This window comes from Nitrosopumilus ureiphilus (genome assembly GCF_013407185.1).
Taxonomy (GTDB): domain Archaea; phylum Thermoproteota; class Nitrososphaeria; order Nitrososphaerales; family Nitrosopumilaceae; genus Nitrosopumilus; species Nitrosopumilus ureiphilus.
In genome coordinates this window covers 1,441,976-1,458,612 of record NZ_CP026995.1, presented here as the reverse complement: position 1 = coordinate 1,458,612, position 16,637 = coordinate 1,441,976, and the positions used below count along the sequence as shown (strand labels likewise).

At 34.5% G+C, this 16,637-nt stretch carries 21 protein-coding genes; 11 read left to right on the top strand and 10 right to left on the bottom strand.

From position 1 onward, the window contains the following. The first annotated feature begins 11 nt into the window (after nucleotides 1-11). The 3 genes from C5F50_RS08630 to C5F50_RS08620 all read left to right on the top strand — a co-directional run bounded on the left by C5F50_RS08630 (nucleotide 12) and on the right by C5F50_RS08620 (nucleotide 1,762). Nucleotides 12-413, top strand: a complete 402-nt coding sequence (locus tag C5F50_RS08630) for a hypothetical protein (RefSeq protein WP_179370955.1) — start codon at nucleotides 12-14, stop codon at nucleotides 411-413. A gap of 208 nt (nucleotides 414-621) precedes the next feature. Next, complete coding sequence (locus C5F50_RS08625) at nucleotides 622-1,218, top strand: hypothetical protein (protein ID WP_179370954.1); 597 nt, start codon at nucleotides 622-624, stop codon at nucleotides 1,216-1,218. After that, a complete protein-coding gene (locus C5F50_RS08620; RefSeq protein ID WP_179370953.1) occupies nucleotides 1,187-1,762 on the top strand; it encodes a hypothetical protein in 576 nt (191 codons plus the stop codon). The genes C5F50_RS08625 and C5F50_RS08620 overlap by 32 nt, the downstream gene beginning before the upstream one ends. Here C5F50_RS08620 and C5F50_RS08615 read toward each other — a convergent pair. Together C5F50_RS08615 and C5F50_RS08610 are read right to left on the bottom strand one after the other, a co-directional pair. Continuing rightward, complete coding sequence (locus C5F50_RS08615) at nucleotides 1,749-2,309, bottom strand: ArsR/SmtB family transcription factor (protein ID WP_179370952.1); 561 nt, start codon at nucleotides 2,307-2,309, stop codon at nucleotides 1,749-1,751. The genes C5F50_RS08620 and C5F50_RS08615 overlap by 14 nt on opposite strands. Before the next feature lie 63 nt (nucleotides 2,310-2,372). Beyond that, nucleotides 2,373-2,645, bottom strand: a complete 273-nt coding sequence (locus C5F50_RS08610; protein ID WP_179370951.1) for a hypothetical protein — start codon at nucleotides 2,643-2,645, stop codon at nucleotides 2,373-2,375. Nucleotides 2,646-2,849: 204 nt separating this feature from the next. Here C5F50_RS08610 and C5F50_RS08605 point away from each other — a divergent pair, with 204 nt between their 5' ends. Continuing rightward, nucleotides 2,850-3,056, top strand: coding sequence for a hypothetical protein (locus C5F50_RS08605; protein WP_179370950.1), 207 nt, complete (start codon nucleotides 2,850-2,852; stop codon nucleotides 3,054-3,056). A 2-nt stretch (nucleotides 3,057-3,058) separates the two neighbouring features. Here C5F50_RS08605 and C5F50_RS08600 read toward each other — a convergent pair whose 3' ends face one another. Further along, a complete protein-coding gene (locus C5F50_RS08600; RefSeq protein ID WP_179370949.1) occupies nucleotides 3,059-4,222 on the bottom strand; it encodes a citrate synthase in 1,164 nt (387 codons plus the stop codon). A 550-nt stretch (nucleotides 4,223-4,772) separates the two neighbouring features. Here C5F50_RS08600 and C5F50_RS08595 point away from each other — a divergent pair. Then, nucleotides 4,773-5,624 carry a ParB/RepB/Spo0J family partition protein gene (locus C5F50_RS08595; RefSeq protein WP_179370948.1) on the top strand — a complete coding sequence of 284 codons (852 nt, stop codon included), beginning with the start codon at nucleotides 4,773-4,775 and terminating at the stop codon, nucleotides 5,622-5,624. Between the two features lie 16 nt (nucleotides 5,625-5,640). On the opposite strand, the gene C5F50_RS08590 is transcribed toward C5F50_RS08595, so the two are convergent. After that, nucleotides 5,641-6,180: a histidine kinase gene (locus tag C5F50_RS08590; RefSeq protein ID WP_179370947.1), complete on the bottom strand. Its 540-nt coding sequence runs from the start codon at nucleotides 6,178-6,180 to the stop codon at nucleotides 5,641-5,643. A gap of 115 nt (nucleotides 6,181-6,295) precedes the next feature. Between C5F50_RS08590 and C5F50_RS08585 the strand changes: the two genes are divergently transcribed. Then, nucleotides 6,296-8,605 (top strand): sodium:solute symporter family transporter, encoded by a 2,310-nt coding sequence (locus C5F50_RS08585; RefSeq protein ID WP_179370946.1) that lies wholly within the window; start codon nucleotides 6,296-6,298, stop codon nucleotides 8,603-8,605. On the opposite strand, the gene C5F50_RS08580 is transcribed toward C5F50_RS08585, so the two are convergent. Further along, nucleotides 8,574-8,966, bottom strand: coding sequence for a hypothetical protein (locus tag C5F50_RS08580; protein WP_246282018.1), 393 nt, complete (start codon nucleotides 8,964-8,966; stop codon nucleotides 8,574-8,576). The two genes, C5F50_RS08585 and C5F50_RS08580, sit on opposite strands and share 32 nt — an antisense overlap. Before the next feature lie 83 nt (nucleotides 8,967-9,049). Beyond that, nucleotides 9,050-10,090, bottom strand: a complete 1,041-nt coding sequence (locus C5F50_RS08575; protein WP_246282017.1) for a hypothetical protein — start codon at nucleotides 10,088-10,090, stop codon at nucleotides 9,050-9,052. 231 nt (nucleotides 10,091-10,321) lie between these two features. On the opposite strand from C5F50_RS08575, the gene C5F50_RS08570 reads away from it, so the two are divergent. Both C5F50_RS08570 and C5F50_RS08565 read left to right on the top strand, forming a co-directional pair. Then, nucleotides 10,322-10,483, top strand: a complete 162-nt coding sequence (locus C5F50_RS08570; protein ID WP_179370944.1) for a hypothetical protein — start codon at nucleotides 10,322-10,324, stop codon at nucleotides 10,481-10,483. Between the two features lie 73 nt (nucleotides 10,484-10,556). Beyond that, complete coding sequence (locus tag C5F50_RS08565; protein WP_179370943.1) at nucleotides 10,557-11,300, top strand: urease accessory protein UreH domain-containing protein; 744 nt, start codon at nucleotides 10,557-10,559, stop codon at nucleotides 11,298-11,300. Between the two features lie 2 nt (nucleotides 11,301-11,302). Here C5F50_RS08565 and C5F50_RS08560 read toward each other — a convergent pair whose 3' ends face one another. The 4 genes from C5F50_RS08560 to C5F50_RS08545 are packed head-to-tail and all read right to left on the bottom strand — an operon-like array spanning nucleotide 11,303 to nucleotide 14,083. Further along, entirely contained in the window at nucleotides 11,303-12,229 is a 927-nt protein-coding gene (locus C5F50_RS08560; protein WP_179370942.1) for an urease accessory protein UreD, read from the bottom strand. A gap of 3 nt (nucleotides 12,230-12,232) precedes the next feature. Beyond that, on the bottom strand, nucleotides 12,233-12,889 hold the full coding sequence (ureG, locus tag C5F50_RS08555) for an urease accessory protein UreG (RefSeq protein WP_179370941.1): 657 nt from the start codon (nucleotides 12,887-12,889) through the stop codon (nucleotides 12,233-12,235). 17 nt (nucleotides 12,890-12,906) lie between these two features. After that, nucleotides 12,907-13,608, bottom strand: coding sequence for an urease accessory protein UreF (locus tag C5F50_RS08550; RefSeq protein ID WP_179370940.1), 702 nt, complete (start codon nucleotides 13,606-13,608; stop codon nucleotides 12,907-12,909). After that, nucleotides 13,598-14,083 carry an urease accessory protein UreE gene (locus C5F50_RS08545; protein WP_179370939.1) on the bottom strand — a complete coding sequence of 162 codons (486 nt, stop codon included), beginning with the start codon at nucleotides 14,081-14,083 and terminating at the stop codon, nucleotides 13,598-13,600. Before C5F50_RS08545 ends, C5F50_RS08550 begins: the two co-directional genes overlap by 11 nt. A gap of 89 nt (nucleotides 14,084-14,172) precedes the next feature. On the opposite strand from C5F50_RS08545, the gene C5F50_RS08540 reads away from it, so the two are divergent. From C5F50_RS08540 to ureC, 3 genes are read left to right on the top strand one after another with little or no spacing between them, the layout of a single operon-like run. Next, nucleotides 14,173-14,475, top strand: coding sequence for an urease subunit gamma (locus tag C5F50_RS08540; RefSeq protein WP_179370938.1), 303 nt, complete (start codon nucleotides 14,173-14,175; stop codon nucleotides 14,473-14,475). A 5-nt stretch (nucleotides 14,476-14,480) separates the two neighbouring features. Continuing rightward, on the top strand, nucleotides 14,481-14,849 hold the full coding sequence (locus C5F50_RS08535) for an urease subunit beta (RefSeq protein WP_179370937.1): 369 nt from the start codon (nucleotides 14,481-14,483) through the stop codon (nucleotides 14,847-14,849). Continuing rightward, nucleotides 14,846-16,558, top strand: a complete 1,713-nt coding sequence (gene ureC / locus C5F50_RS08530) for an urease subunit alpha (protein WP_179370936.1) — start codon at nucleotides 14,846-14,848, stop codon at nucleotides 16,556-16,558. The genes C5F50_RS08535 and ureC overlap by 4 nt, the downstream gene beginning before the upstream one ends. Nucleotides 16,559-16,637 lie beyond the last annotated feature (79 nt).

Sequence of the window (16,637 nt, the reverse complement as noted above, 5' to 3'; positions counted from 1 at the left end):
ATATTTTCTGTATGAACCAGATAATTGCAGCATTGCTGTTGTTTGGACTAGTGACTGCAGTAATTGTACCGATAATCATTGGATCTTGGGAAGAGATAACTTCAAACTCTGTCAGCATTGCAGAATTTATGGAGATACAGCAGACACAAAACGGCCAGATACTGCATCTGATATCGATGAAGCAGGAACCAGGATCTCTGTCACTGGACTTGATGAATGTTGGAATTTATGAAATAGGTGTTGATGTGGTATTAATTGATGGCATTGCAGCATCATACACCTTAACTGATCAAAGTCTGAATCCAATTGATGTCATTTCATTAAACAAAATTGTTCTGCTAGATGTCACAGGATCTGGAAGTACTGTTCAGATAATCTCCGAGTCTGGAAAACTGTTTGAATTTGTGTTATAGGATAATGCCCTATTATAGACTTATAATATTATTTACATAATATCCTAATTTGAATTAGTATCAATTTGAATTAGTATCAATTTGAATTAGTATCAATTTGAATTAGTATCAATTTGAATTAGTATCAATTTGAATTAGTATCAATTTGAATTAGTATCAATTTGAATTAGAGATTTTTTTATTATCTATTTGTTTTATGTTATTTTTAATGACAACAAAAACAACAACACTGCTTCTAGTTGTGACCATAATTTCAACTGGTTTAATCACAGGAGTAATGTATTCTGATGAAGTCTTTGCTGTTCCATCTCATGATCTTCCTGAACAAGTAGATGAAAGCAGAAAAAACAGAGTTCAATCAGATATAGAAATATTAGATATTTCTGAAGCTCCAAGAGGTTCAATGCCAGATAAACTCACAGATACTGAGTTAATTGGTTTCCAACAAAAAGCAATCCAAAATCCAGAAGTTAAAGTACTTTTAGGAGATAATTATGAATTCAAAAACTTCCATCATGTAGGAATCGTTGATGGTTGGAATGTTGAATTAGCGTTCTATGCAGACAACAAAGAAAACATTGTTAATGTTTTATTTGATCATGGAAGCATAATTGATACCTTCAAATACAAAACTGTACAATGGACGCACACAAAAGGAATGGCAATTGATCATTTTGATAAATCTACACAAGATGTAAACGGTTTACAAATGAGAGCAGATATTCCAAACTACAGTCATACAACAGGAACAGGCTTTACTGCCTTGGTCTTGAATGCAGAAAAAGATTGGATCAAATCCATTTAATGTTTGTACTGTTGCCAGTGCTCCTACAGATTATTGGGCACAGGCAGGAATGCAATTTGACGAATCTAATGTAAGTTTAGGATGGACAGATACTTTTGAAGGGTGTGCACCACAATTCATTTCATTAGCATTTTCAACAGGTGATGAATTAAAGTTCAGAATCTATATTGATGATGCAAATGACGAATGGACTATCTGGATTGATAACGTAGATGATGTTGCAAGTGCATTTACAAAAGTCATAAGCGTTTCAAGTAGTTCTTTGATGACAAATGATGATATCCAAACAAGTGTTTGGTTTGAAAATCAACAAGGTGCTACTCCAAACTGGCATTCAGATTTTGCAGCAGATCCGGTAGTCAATAGTGCTCATTATCAAAAACCAACAAGCACTTCTTGGTGGTTTTGGACAGGAGAAGCACAAGTACCTAATCTATGTAGTGATGGAACGGTGACTGGAACAGATCTCATGAGTGGAACTTTTGTAAATTCACCACATGATGTAACATTTGATGTGTCTGAGATAAAGTCTAGGTGTTCCTAACACCCTTTCTTTTTTTTCTAAAATAGATTATAGATAAACCAATAATTACTATAATTAGTGGAACTGTTAATGTTGTATCTGAATCAGTATATGCTCCACTCCATTTGTCTTCACTAAGATAAGAAATTTGTACAACCCAGGAAACTAATGTTGCAATTCCAATTACAGTAAATTTTATCGAATCTTTGAAAATTTTCTTCAAAAATCCTTTTTCTTCCATTTTGTCTTTTGTATGATTTGGCAGAACAAATATTCCTGGCACCATTTTGTAATGTTTGTGAAGTGTGCCTTTTTTGACGATTCTCTTTTTGTTCACAGACAAGAGGCCCAGATCCCCCATTTTTTTGAGATGGTGTGATATCAGATTGAACTGAATGCCCAGATTGTTTGCAATCTCGTTGGCATACATTTCTTTTTCAATCAATAATCTAATAATATTTCTACTTACCTGATTACCCAAAAGTTCACCAAGTAATTTTAAGGAATAATCATCATTTGTGAAAACCTTTGTAGTAAATTCTTCATCACTGTCTTTTTTGAGGGACAATAGTTATCAATTCAAATATCCAATCCTTAGTTATATCTGATTATTTTGGAAACTTGTTAAAAATTAGACAATTGCCTGATTGTGGGCCAAAACTATCGCATCTTTGATTTTGCTGACATGTTTTGAAAATACGGAAATTGACTTGATTGATTTTCCTTCTTGCTGCCAGTTCAGCAACAGATTCTGCCTTTTTGGAATGTCTACTATTCTAATTGATCTTGTATTAATTGAGAATGCTATGGCATTGCCAATTTTGCATTCCACGGCATCTTTTGATACTGTCAGTATTGCAGTCTTTCCCTTGTATTTTACCTCAAAAGGAATGGATTCGTCCATGAATAATAATTATGAATTTGATTTAAGATCAATTTCAGTGGGAGATTTGTCAGTAAATTACTTTGGTGTAATGTGTCTTGTGCTTGTATTCACGGATAAATTTTTGAAATTTTAAAATTGTTAAACGTATTTAAAAATAAAGTGACTCTTTTGTCTATATATTTTGAATCCGTCACTTATGATCAAAGATTTAAAGGTGAACATATGCTTGAATCTCACGCCTTTTTCTCAAAGATGGTCGATGAATTAGTTGAATTCTCAGAATATGATCCCGAATTAGCTGATGGAATAAAATGGCTCGATGATCAGGCTCATAAAAAAGGAATTACATTTTATGATATGGTCTTTGAAGTGTTGTACAAACATGATGTAAACTCTAAAGCAAAAGAGTGGCTTAGCACAAGAAACTAGGACTATTTTCTCAAGTCAAGTGTTTTGTATTCGCAGCCTTGAGGACCACAGTATTTTCCAACATAGACTGCTTTTGGTCTGTACAATGCAGGCTTTGGTGCAGCTTCTGCAAATTTCTCCTCAATGATGTGGGCTGCCCATCCTGCAACCCTTGAAATTGCAAATATTGGTGTATTAAGATCCATTGGGATTTTCAACATATAGTAAATTGATGCACTGTACAAATCCACATTTGGATAAATGTCTCTGCCTTTTTGTGATTTCATCTCAGAAATCGTTACCATTTCGATCTTTTCTGTAATCTCAAACCAGGGATCTTTAGTTTTTTCTGCTAATTTTCTAGATAGCTCTTTTAGAACTTGGGCTCTTGGATCATATGTTTTGTAAACTGCATGCCCCATTCCCATTATTCTTTCATTATTGTTCATCTTTTCTTTAATACATGATTCAACTTTTCCCACTTCTCCAATTTCTAGCAACATCTTCATAACTTCAGTATTGGCTCCTCCGTGCAATTCTCCACTTAATGCTCCAATTGCAGCGCTAGCTGCTGAATACATGTGAGCCCTAGTTGATGCTACTTGCCTTGCAGTAAATGTTGATGCATTAAAAGTATGGTCGGCATGAAGAATTAAACACACATCAAATATTTTTTCAACTTCGGGATCTGGCTTTTCGCCTGTCATCATGTATAGAAAATTTGCAGCATGACTAAGTGATGAATCAGGATCCACAATTTCCAATCCATTTCTAATTCTTTGCCAACTTGCAACGATGGTTGGAACTTTTGCAATGAGATTGATTGCTTTCTCATAACTGGCCTCCTTGTTTGAAAACTCCTCGTCATAGTATCCTGCAAGTGCAGATACAAATGCCTGCAGCATATCCATGGGGTCTGCATCTTTTCTCCAGTTTCCCATGTTTTTTTGCATTTGTTTTGGAATGTATCTGGCATCAATTAATTTTGCATTAAATTCATCCAGTTGGCTCTTGGTTGGTAAGTTATCGTATAGTAGTAAATATGCTGTTTCTTCAAACGTAGAGTTTTTTGTAAGATCTAGTATGTCAAATCCCCGATAAATCAGCTTGCCTTTTTCTCCATCAATGTTTGATATTCTAGTATCTGCAACCTCGATTCCTCGCAAGCCAATGTTTTTAGTTTCCATACTGAGCCTTATAGAAAACTTCTATTATATTTTCTCCAAAATTGCGTCTATGATGTTTAGTATAGTCTAATATGCAAACTCAATAGTTTACTTTTTAACATATTATTGCAAATTCCTTTCATTGCTAATCAGAAAAGAGAGATCTAGGGGTTTATAGATGAGATCTCACGAAAGGCCAAAAGGCACGCAATCCTCCCACAAGACTGTTTTGAATAATTGGGGGATTTTCTGAGGAAAAATTTCATCAAAAAGGCATCGTTCCAAAATTGTTTTACTTTGATGTCATTCTGTTCTAGCAGGAAATTTGTTGTATCCGGTGCAAGTGTTTCAAATTATGTTCTTCATAAAACAAAAAAAACCAGTTCTAATTGTAAATTAAATCAAATTATCCCCTCCTAACTTGAAGCGACACATAATTTTTTCAAAATTATTTTCAAATTTCATCAAATATTTTAAAATAATCAAAAACCATTCAATTTTTCACATAAAATTTCTATTAAAGGCTAAATACTATGTCTCTTTCAATAACATGGCATGGGAGTGTTTGTGAATGGAAATAATTGACAATTCTATAGTAGAACCTATTGAAATTCGAATGATTAGGCCATCTAATTTCCCAGTTAGATACAAACTTCCCTTAAATTCCCCCGAACTTACAAACCTAAAATCTAGCATAAAGGAACATGGACTATTGCAACCTATTGTTATCCGGCCCCTTGATCATGGGTTTGAGATTGTTGCAGGGCATCGAAGATTTACAGCATGTAAATCAATGCGTTGGAGATTTATCCCAAGTAAAATCAGAGATTTATCTGATAAACAGGCATATGAAATTCAGCTAACCGAGAATATTCAAAGAAAATCTATGGATCCTATAGAAGAAGCTGAAGCATATCAAAAATATGTGAATGAATATGGCTGGGGTGGAATAAGTGACCTTGGCCAAAAAATTGGAAAAAGCGAAGAGTACGTATCTCATAGAATGCAGCTCTTAAAACTCCCTGAAGATGTTCGAGAAAAGCTAGTTTGCAGTAATTTGAGCGTAAGTCAGGCATTGGAACTAACTAGTGTTGATTCTTCACTGAAAAGTGAATTTGTAGATGAAATAGTCAACAACAAACTAACAGTAAAACAAATCAGGGTAATGAAAAAGAAGATCAAATCTGAATCTGATCTATACAAACCAATACCCAACAAAAATTCAAAGTCGCTTAATTTGATAAAGAAAACTAATTTGTCTCTAAAAATAACACTCTCAAGAATTGATGACCTTATAGAAGATGCACATGGTATTAATCCAAAACAAAGAGTAGAGATGATTAAATTTTTGATGGGTCTAAGATTGAAAACTCATTCAATGATAGATGAAACCATCCACTTCAAAAAGAAACATTTGCAATAGTTTTGTCCTATTTTTCTTATGACCCAATAAATGGAGGTGCCCATTCTTTGAGAAACTTCTTGTATTCATCTTCAGTATATGTAAGTGCATAAATTGATGCTTCTGTCTGTGGAACAAAATCATAGACCTCATATGTCTGAATAATGTCTCCAAACAAATTTCGATAAATATCGTTTTCTTCATCTGCCATCTCATTTGACAAGAATGATTTGACTGTAATCCAATCGTATCCTCCACGTGTTCTGCCTGAAAATAAAACAAATGGCGCATCATTGAGATATTTTTTCAATCCTTCTAGTCTTTTGGGAAGTGCTTGTGATGTTCTAAATGTAACAAGATCTACACGAATGACTCTATGTGGAATTTTCTTTACATCTACAGTTATTGTATATCCTTTGATAATTCCTTCTTCCTCAAGTTTTGATATTCTAGATTCAATTTCTTCCTCTGTTAAATTATAATTAAATCCCTTTAAAAAATCCCAAATCTCAAATACTTCTTGTTTTGAATTTTGGGAAAGTGCTGAAATTATTAGCTCATCAACCTTGTCTATCAATGATAATTATTTCCAAATCATCTATTTAACAAATTTACCTATTCTTTTGTTCCAGGCTAGAATCCATCTTGCTATGCTAATTCTATTTTAATACCTGTTTTTAGATCTTTTTTACGTGGGTGTTGTTCTATCTGAGAACATAGGATATATCGTATTAATCGGAGTTGGGCTGATTATGGCATTATCCGTCACACTAATGGTAAAGGCTGAAACAAAATGGCTTGGCACTAGAAAGACATCTGAATGGTTTTACACTGCAGGACGAACCATCAAAACTGGACTAATTGCATCATCTATTGTCTCTGCATGGACATGGGCTGCAACTCTTTTGCAATCATCTACTGTGACCTATGCATTTGGATTAGGTGGTTCTTTTTGGTATGCAGCAGGTGCCAGCATTCAGGTAATCTTGTTTGCAATTCTTGCACTTGAACTAAAAAGAAAGGCACCAATGACTCACACTTTTCCTGAAATGATCTATGTTAGATTTGGAAAACATTCTCACAAAGTTTTCTTATTTTTTGCACTGATGACAAATACCATTGTAACTGCTATGCTTGTGTTAGGTGGAGCAGCAGTAATCAATTCTCTTACTGGAGTAGATACTACACTAGCTGCATTTCTAATTCCTATCGGAATAATTCTTTATACAATTTTTGGTGGTCTAAAAGCAACATTTTTTGCAGAATATCTTAATGCTACTTTAATTTTTGTTGTAGTGCTAGTCTTTGTTACTGTCATCTATTTTGCCACTCCTGAAATTGGTGGAATTTCTGGAATGTATGAAAAATTAACTCAAGCATCTATCCTAAATCCCGTTGAAGGAAATGCATTTGGAACATATTTGACACTAGCGTCTGTGGGTGCTCTGATATTTGGTATCATCAACATTGTAGGAAACTTTGGAACTGTCTTTGTTGATCAATCTTATTGGCAAAGAGCAATTGCTTCAAGACCCAAGGCTGCAACTGGAGGATTTATCTTGGGAGGTTTGACCTGGTTTGCAATTCCGTTTACTCTTGCTACTACACTTGGCCTGGCTGCAATAGCTACTGGAGTAACTTTGACAGAAAACGAGATTGGATTGGGGCTGGTTGCACCAACTGCTGCATCAAATCTGATGGGAGATTTTGGTGCCATACTTCTTCTCACAATCATCTTTACAGCAGTAACTGCTGCTGGATCATCACAACTAGTCAGCGTTTCATCTCTTGTTACCTATGATGTATTTCGTACGTATCTAAAACCCTCCTCATCAGGTCGTGAATTGATACGAATTTCCCGATTTACAATTCTTGGGTTTGGAATAGGTATGGGATTGTTAGCATCATTGCTGTTCCATTCTGGATTTAGTTTACAGTATGTCTATCTTATGATGGGAGTTCTGATAGGCTCTGCAGTAGCTCCAATCTCCTTTGCAATTTTGTGGAAAAAGACCAACAAATATGCTGCAACCTCTGCTGCCATTATTGGACTTGTATGCGGTGTTTTATCATGGCTCTGGTCTGCAAATTCAATGTTTGGCGAAATCACTCTTTCTTCAACAGGAAATCTTATTCCTCTTCTAATTGGAAATGTTGTTTCAATTACTATCAGCTTGGGAATCACACTCATTGGAAGTATGATAAAATCTGAAAACTTTGATTTTCATATAATGAAACAAAAAATCCTTGTTGTAGATGATAAGATTCGCTCTATGTTAAAGCATGATACTGATGAAGAACTCCTTCAACGCTCTTTGAAATTCTGTAAAAGAGCTGGATTTTCAATATCTGTTTTTCTTGTAATTGTTTGGCCTGCGTCTTTTTATCTGACTAAATTTGTTTTTGATGAGCAATCATTTCATCTTTGGATTTGGCTTGCACTAGTTTGGGCATTTGGAGCGGCAGGAATCATAATCTTTTTGCCGCTAATTGAGGCAAGAAAAAGCATCAGTGAAATTTTTCACAAAGCAACAATGGATTCAGATGTGATGAGGCAATCTGACTATTCTCCTTCACCCGGAGATTATTCTCCTGTGATGAAAATTCTAGTACCAATAGACGGTTCTGCACGATCATTGAAGGCACTTTACCACGCAAGCTATCTTTTCAGGGGAGCTGCCAAAGTGAGGATCTATTTGCTACATGTAATAGAGTGGACTGATGAAAATGAAGAAAATATCGACGAAGAATTAGTATCTCAGATTCAAGAAGAGGGCAAATTGATTCTTAGAAGTGTTGTCGTACCAAAACAGATCAATGACTACAAACGTATTGTTAAATTGGGAGATCCTGCTAAAAAAATTGCAGAACTTGCTGACAATCTCAAAGTAGATATGATAATTATGGGCAAAAAGGGGATGGGAAAATCTACTTCAGACTTGGGTCATGTTACTCAAAAATTACTTAAGCTTACCTCAAAGCCGATAGTTCTGTTAGGTTAGGCACAAAATCTTTGTGTTTGAATGAAAAGTCTAGACTTTTTTTTGGAATATTATCTATTTTAGCCTCTATGGATATGTTCCTGATCTCTTTGAGGATTTGAACAGTACTTTGATGCTTAGACCATTCTTCTAACAATTTATCTTGAATGCCGCCAACAATTGTATTTTCTCTAATCTCTTTAACCATGTGAAAACAACACACCATCATTAGTTGTTCCAAATCACTTTTCTCTTTTCTCTCAATAGTTTCTTTGGCAATTCCGTATAATGTATCAAGATTTTTTTCACTATTTTTACAAAATTGAATTTTTTTTGTCTTTGTAAAATTGTTACTTTGAATATGAAATTTAATCTGAATCATTATGTATATTATAAGAATATGAAAAATAGCATTTTATCTTGTAAAGTGATTTAATAAAAAAAAGTCGGACCTAGATTAATTCATTAATCTATGCCATAGTCTTTGTATGTTTTTGGACTCATCTTCATTTTGCTCATTTTCATGACTGCATCCACTCCATATTCGTCAATGTATTTTTGATAGTCATAATGATATGGTTGCATTCCAGCACAAGTGATCTCAAAATTATCTACAAGTACAAAAACAGAGGCTCTGTTGTAACTGTAGTCTTTATCATTTAGAGTATCTATTGAGTAGTTTGTAATGTCACATTCCCTGTAGATCATCTTTCTGATTGGGATATCTCCTTGTTCTAGATATATTGACATTCCAAATTCTGAGAATTGATGTTCTAATCCATATGGGCCTGTTCCTACATTAAATTCAGAATCTGCAGCTCTGTATAGGATGCTTTTGTCAATCCCTACAATTCCTTGCAAGTTGACAACAGGTTGAACCTTACCGAATCCACTTACTTGTTTGAATACATCAAAACTGTCAATTTTTACAGTACCTGAATCAAAATTGAACTCTGTCATGATGTTAACATCATTTAGACTGTTGGATGGAAGATATGCTGATCCGTTTGTTTCTTCATAATCTACTTTATAGTCTACTACAAATGGTGTATTTTTGAACGTGTGTACAGCAAGAGCATTTCCGACAAAATTCCATTCGCCAGAGGTTGAATATTCATTGACTAGAGTAATTTCGTAGTTTACGCTGCCGTCTGTTGTCCAAATGAATTTCCCTTTCTCTTCTCCAGATTCTAGTGGGCCTCTAAGTGATACAAGCTGAACAGGTTCAGATGCAGAATAGTATAACATTCCAGTATATTCTTTATCGCTAATTGGAATTATCACTGCTAACTGATGATTTTCATGTCCTATGCCCGGATCTACTTTTGAAACTAATCTATCATATCCTTCTATAGCAATTTTTTCTCCAAATATTGGATTATTTGAAAACAAACTAGTTTGTTGTTCAATTGCGTTTTTACGTTCTTGTTCTTGACTGATATTACTTTCTTCTGCAAAAGATTGAGTGAGTACAATAGATGCTAAAGAAACAGAAAGTATCGTCATGAGAAAACCGATTTTGACTTTGTCATATGTCATTGAAATGAAAATAAATGCTTGTTAGTTATGTTTGAACAATGTTTTACATCTTAAATATAATTTACAAATTGTTGTAATTGGATTATTTTTTAAGTCTAGTCGACGTCGACTATAAATCTAAAAATAGTTGTCTTGATATTTATTACTATTTTTTTCTATTAACTAATATTTTAAATCCATTCTCTCATTATCTTTGTGATGTATACTAAAAAAACAACAAAATTTTTCATGACAATAGATGATTCTGTATATCAAAAAATTAGGAGATTAGCATCAAAAAGAGGCATTACTACACAAGAATTTATCCGAGCAATAATAATTCCTGAATGGCTTGATAGAGAAAAAAAACAAAAAAATTAATTTTGATTTTTCCTAGAAATTACTTTTAAAATTCTTAATTATTCATTATTGGTTTTCAATATGATGTTTAGAATTGTTTGAAGAAATAATTTCCTCCATTGGTGATTTTACCCCTGCACTAATTATGGGATTGGGGTTGATGGTTGGAATCGAACATGCATTTGAGCCTGATCATATAGCAGCAGTTGGAACACAATTATTCAAAAGAAAGTCTAAAAATGGAATAAAAAATAAACTAAAAACTGTATTTACAAAATCATCTCTCGTAGGAATTTTTTGGGGTGCAGGACATACTACGACACTTGTAGCAATTGGATTTCTTGCATATTTCTTTACAATTAACATCCATGCTGAGATTTTTTCTGATCTTGAATTATTGGTAGGGGCAATGCTGATATTTTTAGGAATTACCACTATCTGGAAAAGAAAATTCAAGATTCACCACAGACATCCACATCAACATTCTGATGGGAATCTCCATTTTGACGCTCATGAGCACAATGATGATGATCATAAACATGAACACAAATCATATCTGATTGGTCTGATTCATGGACTTGCAGGGAGTGGGAGTCTGGTTGCTTTGGCTGCCACAACTCTTGATAATATGGAGATGGCTTTGACCTTCATTCTTCTATTTGGTCTAGGCTCCATTATTGGTATGATTGTAGTTAGCAGTTTGATCGGACTACCTATTTTGCTAACTGACAGGGTATCTATTATTAATCAATTTTTTAGATATGGAACAGCTACAATCAGCTTTATCATAGGAGCAAGCATCCTATTTGAGATTGGAATACTGAATAATTTGCAGTGATTCTAACTTTTTCTTATTTTACTAAATTCTGCCCCCAGAATTTTTTTCCTGCTAATTTCTAATATTTTGAAAATCACATCAAATACACTATTTGTCTTATTTCCTAAAACTCTAATTATTATTCCTGATTCGTCTGAAAGAATAGATGTTCCAACAGATACCCCATCTGAATTTTTGATGTATTCGTTGAGATTATTTTCTAGCTCATGCACATTATCTTTTCTAGTCAAGATGTAAACTGTTCCAACTATTTCATACTCTCCTAATATTCCAAAATTTCTCAATCTTTGCTTTTTTGGTTCAATCTTTGTATTTTCTAAAAATCTAGTTTTTTTGTCTTGGTCTTTACAGTGTGTCCTAAGATAACAAATATCATATTCAAAAGACTCTCCCATGGCAACTCTTCCTGGAGTTAAAATTTCTGAATAAACTAAAGTTGAATTGTTGTGAACATTAAGATTTACTTTTTGATAATATCTAGAGTTTTTGTATGGAATAATTTGATCAGGAATATATTCAAAATAACAATTCTCATCAACTGTAATGTTTAGAATTTGTGATGCAGAATTTGAGTTCATACTATAGATTCTAGTGGCACCTTGAGTTGTCATGTGAGCAGCGGCCTTGTTCTTTAATACAACATCTGTTCTGTATCTATCTCCTTGCAAAATACCTCCTGATGGTGAAATCACATAAAGATATGCCATTTTAGGAAGTGAGTTTTCAGGATATAGCGCTCGTTGAATTTGTAATGGAACTTGAGAAAACTGCTTTGTAACAACTGTCTTGCCTTCATCATCTGTTTGAAGTTCCAAGTCAAGAATTCCTACTTTGCCTGATTTTCCAACTCCTAATTGTTCTACTTTGGCCTCATATGCCTGAATTTCTTTTGGCATATCATCAGGTGTATAATATTCCAGTTTATTCAAAAATCACACCTTTTGTGTAATTGCTGATTTTGGTGGAGAGTCTAGCAATAAATCATGAATAACATACTCTGTTACTTTCATTATTCCTTCATCCGTTTTACAATTGATAAATTCAAAGGGTTTTTCATTTCTGATCTTTTTTGCATCTCTTCTCATAACTTCAAGATCTGCTCCAACCATTTTAGCCAAGTCAATCTTGTTAATTACTAAAAGATCACAACTCTCAATTCCTAATCCTCCCTTTCGTGGATACTTGTCTCCACCTGCAACATCAATTATGTAAATAAAATAATCTGCAAGAATGGGGCTAAATGTAGTTGTAATATTGTCTCCACCGCTTTCAATAATTATAAGATCAAGATCTGGATGTTTTGATTCCATTTCTTCTATTACTGAAAGATTCATGGATGGATCTTCTCTGACTGCAGTATGAGGACATCCTCCTGTTGCAAGACCTATGACTAAATTTTCAGGAAGCAATCCTCTTTTAGTAGCCAAATTAATTCTCATTCTATCTGCATCTTCTTTTGAAATCACATCGTTTGAGATTATGCTTACACTGTATCCCTTTTCTGCTAACATTGGCACCAATCTTTCAATAAGCATGCTTTTTCCTGAACCCACCGGTCCTCCAATTCCAATTCTAGGAATGTGAACCATGATAAAAAATCCAATTTTTATGTAATAAACATTTTAGAATCCATCTTCTCATGTGACATCTGAGAAATGTCTACTTGAGGAGCAAACTGCCACATTTCCAAAAGTGATTTATTTGAAAATTCCTTGACTGTTTGACTGATAACTGGTTTGATGCTGTGAATGATTTTTTGTCCTTCAAAATGCTGAATTAATCCCAATCGTAATGCTGCACCTACAATACCTACAGTAAAACCATACAGCATCATCATCATGCTTTTCTCCTTTTTAATTTTCAAGGCATTACAACATATTGCAAAGGAAACAGGAAAAACTCCATGTACCTTATTTTCTATAATGCTATCTTGGTACTGCTCCAAAATTTTATCATCTGCAACAAATCCTGTCACACATTTGACTAGCTGAACACCTGATCTAACCGATGCATCTCTGATTTCTTTAATTGATTTTGTAGCAAAAACAATGTTATCTGCCTCAATCACTTTATCAAAATCATGTTTGTTTGCACTATCAAATACATTTCCAAGTGCAACACAATCTGATGGTCCTATTTGCTGAGTAATGTTGATTCTAATCATCTCAATCAGGTCTGCCATTCCACGAATCTTTTTTTCTGTGAAAAGAAACTCCAATCCATTTGATGTGGCATAAATGCCTGTAGGAAAAAATGAGTCTGATAACTGCATTACTCCTAAATCTTGTTCTATCTCATCAATGTTCATGCACATCAGCACCTGTACTAGGTGAAAATACTTGCTCTTCTACTCTCATTTCTATATCATTAATAATACTCTGAAATAGTTTTGTAAATACCTCCTTTTCTGCATCTGCTTGAATTGGAAATGAAATCTCTTCTCTTTGAATGGATATTGGTCTGTGCCTATTTCCAATAATATGTCCTAAAAGCACCATTACATCAACCATGTTTTTGGTTTTTAGTCTAATGGAAATCACTTTTTCAGGTAATTGCTCTACAACAATTTTCATGTCTCCATTATTAATTACATCTCCATGACGAAGTTTTACTCCTGGATCTAACTTCAAACCAATATCTGTTCCACGATCACCCTTTCGTCTCAAAATTCTTTTTTCTAACTCCATTCGTGAAAGCTTGAGTCTTTCAAAATTCCCCTTTTTTAGCTCATCAAATCCTTCATCTAGAAAAATATTTCCTACTGGTGCATTAACTTCTAACACAAATAACTTTGTTTTTTGATAAAGTTATACTTTGTTAGATATTTTTAATATTTTTAATTATTAAATACACTAGTACCATATTCAATTCAATGATGCTTACCCCTAGAGAATTAGAGAAACTAAATGTTTTTGTTGCAGCAGAACTTGCCCGTAGAAGAAAAAGCAGAGGACTGAAACTCAATCATCCTGAAGCAGTATCTATTCTTGCTGATCATATTTTGGAAGGAGCAAGAGATGGAAGAACAGTTCCAGAACTTATGAGCTCTGGAAAAAAAGTTCTATCAAAAGATGATGTACTGCCCGGCGTTGCAGATCTAATTCATTCCATTCAAGTAGAAGCAACTTTTGAGGATGGAACTAAACTGGTAACAGTTCATGACCCTATTGTGTGAGAAATATGATTCCTGGTGAATACTTTGCAGCCGATGAGCCAATTACTGCTAATGTGGGAAAATCTACAACATCTCTTACTGTTAGAAATACCGGAGATAGACCAATTCAGGTAGGCTCACACACGCACTTTTTTGAAGTAAATAAAGCACTTGAATTTCCAAGAAAACAATCATACGGATACCATCTAAATATTCCTGCTGGAACATCAGTAAGATTTGAGCCAGGAGAAACAAAAGAAATTGAACTAACAGAATTTGGTGGAAAAAAAATTGTTTATGGTTTTAGTGGATTGGTAAATGGAAGTCTCGAAGAAAAACAAGAAGAGGCATTCAAGAAAGCTGCTGAAAATGGATTCAAGGGGATAATCCAATGACTCTAAACATTCCAAGAAAAAATTACGTTGATTTGTTTGGTCCTACCATCGGTGATAGAGTTCGTCTTGCTGATACTGATTTGATTATAGAAATTGAAAAAGACTTGATCAAGTATGGTGATGAGGCTGTGTTTGGTGGAGGAAAAAGTGTACGTGATGGATTGGGGCAAGCAAGTGGAGTATCTAGAGCAGAATCCGTTGATCTTGTAATCACTAATGCAATTGTAATGGATCCTCTTTTAGGAATAATCAAAGCCGACATTGGAATCAAAGATGGAAAAATTGTTGGCGTAGGAAACGCTGGAAACCCTAACATCATGGATGGAATTGATATGATAATTTCCTCAAACACTGAGATAATTGCCGGCGAACATACAATTTGTACTCCTGGAACAATTGATTCACATATTCATTTTATTTCTCCTCAACAAGCAATACATGCAATCTGTAATGGAACTACTACAATGATTGGTGGTGGCACCGGTCCTGCCGATGGTACAAATGCAACAACATGTACTCCAGGAAAATGGAATATTCATAGAATGATTGAATCAGTTGATGAGTTACCACTTAACTTTGGATTTCTTGCAAAAGGAAACGACTCTCTTGAAACTGCATTACTTGAACAAATTGAGGCAGGAGCATGTGGACTAAAATTACATGAAGACTGGGGATCAACTCCTGCGGCAATTAATTCTGCTTTGAGTGTTGCAGACAAAACTGACACTCAAGTTGCAATCCATACAGATACCCTAAACGAATGTGGATTTGTAGATGATACAATTGAAGCAATTGCAGGAAGAACAATCCATACTTATCATACTGAAGGAGCTGGGGGTGGCCATGCTCCAGATATTATGAAAATTGCAGGTGAAGAAAACATACTTCCATCATCTACAAATCCTACAAGACCTTTCACAGTAAACACATTAGCAGAACATCTTGATATGATGATGGTCTGCCATCACCTGAATTCTTCAGTACCTGAAGATGTATCCTTTGCAGAGTCTAGAATTCGAGGTGAGACAATTGCAGCAGAGGACGTACTGCATGACATGGGTGTATTGAGTATGATGTCTTCAGACAGTCAAGCCATGGGGCGAGTAGGAGAAGTCACAACTAGAAACTGGCAGACAGCTGATAAGATGAAAAAGATGACTGGTAGGCTCCCTGAAGATAATGTCAGAAATGACAATTTTAGAGTAAAGCGATATCTGGCTAAAATCACAATAAATCCTGCCATAACTCATGGGATCTCTGATTATGTTGGCTCAATTCAGCCTGGAAGATTAGCTGATATTGTAATTTGGTCTCCTCAATTCTTTGGAGTCAAACCAAAGATGATCATCAAAGGTGGCTTTATTGCATATTCTCTAATGGGTGATCCTAATGCTTCTATTCCTACAACTGAACCAGTACTATATCGTCCTATGTTTGGAGCACTTGGTAAAACAATACAATCTACCTCTGTTACTTTTACATCCCAACTAGCATTAGATACCGGAATTGAATCTCAAATTAAATCTCAAAAGAAACTAGTTCCCGTGAAAAACTGTCGTTCTATTGGAAAAAAAGACATGCTGTACAATGATCTAACTCCGGACATTGAGGTTAATCCTGAAACCTATGAAGTAAGAGTTGACGGAAAACTTGCAACTACAGATCCTGCAGACAAAGTTTCAATGGCACGACTCTACAACTTGTTTTAAAACTTTTCAAACTTTATTTTTTTCATCTTAATTTTGACTGATGCCGACGTCGACTAGAATTTTATTTTATCACTTGAAA

Excerpts from the sequence above, each read along its gene's own strand:
- C5F50_RS08630 (WP_179370955.1), top strand. The coding sequence starts at position 12 with ATGAACCAGATAATTGCAGCATTGCTGTTGTTTGGACTAGTGACTGCA.
- C5F50_RS08625 (WP_179370954.1), top strand. The coding sequence starts at position 622 with ATGACAACAAAAACAACAACACTGCTTCTAGTTGTGACCATAATTTCA.
- C5F50_RS08620 (WP_179370953.1), top strand. The coding sequence starts at position 1,187 with ATGCAGAAAAAGATTGGATCAAATCCATTTAATGTTTGTACTGTTGCC.
- C5F50_RS08610 (WP_179370951.1), bottom strand. The coding sequence starts at position 2,645 with ATGGACGAATCCATTCCTTTTGAGGTAAAATACAAGGGAAAGACTGCA.
- C5F50_RS08605 (WP_179370950.1), top strand. The coding sequence starts at position 2,850 with ATGCTTGAATCTCACGCCTTTTTCTCAAAGATGGTCGATGAATTAGTT.
- C5F50_RS08600 (WP_179370949.1), bottom strand. The coding sequence starts at position 4,222 with ATGGAAACTAAAAACATTGGCTTGCGAGGAATCGAGGTTGCAGATACT.
- C5F50_RS08595 (WP_179370948.1), top strand. The coding sequence starts at position 4,773 with ATGGAAATAATTGACAATTCTATAGTAGAACCTATTGAAATTCGAATG.
- C5F50_RS08580 (WP_246282018.1), bottom strand. The coding sequence starts at position 8,966 with ATGATTCAGATTAAATTTCATATTCAAAGTAACAATTTTACAAAGACA.
- C5F50_RS08575 (WP_246282017.1), bottom strand. The coding sequence starts at position 10,090 with ATGACGATACTTTCTGTTTCTTTAGCATCTATTGTACTCACTCAATCT.
- C5F50_RS08570 (WP_179370944.1), top strand. The coding sequence starts at position 10,322 with ATGTATACTAAAAAAACAACAAAATTTTTCATGACAATAGATGATTCT.
- ureG (WP_179370941.1), bottom strand. The coding sequence starts at position 12,889 with ATGGTTCACATTCCTAGAATTGGAATTGGAGGACCGGTGGGTTCAGGA.
- C5F50_RS08550 (WP_179370940.1), bottom strand. The coding sequence starts at position 13,608 with ATGAACATTGATGAGATAGAACAAGATTTAGGAGTAATGCAGTTATCA.
- C5F50_RS08540 (WP_179370938.1), top strand. The coding sequence starts at position 14,173 with ATGATGCTTACCCCTAGAGAATTAGAGAAACTAAATGTTTTTGTTGCA.
- C5F50_RS08535 (WP_179370937.1), top strand. The coding sequence starts at position 14,481 with ATGATTCCTGGTGAATACTTTGCAGCCGATGAGCCAATTACTGCTAAT.
- ureC (WP_179370936.1), top strand. The coding sequence starts at position 14,846 with ATGACTCTAAACATTCCAAGAAAAAATTACGTTGATTTGTTTGGTCCT.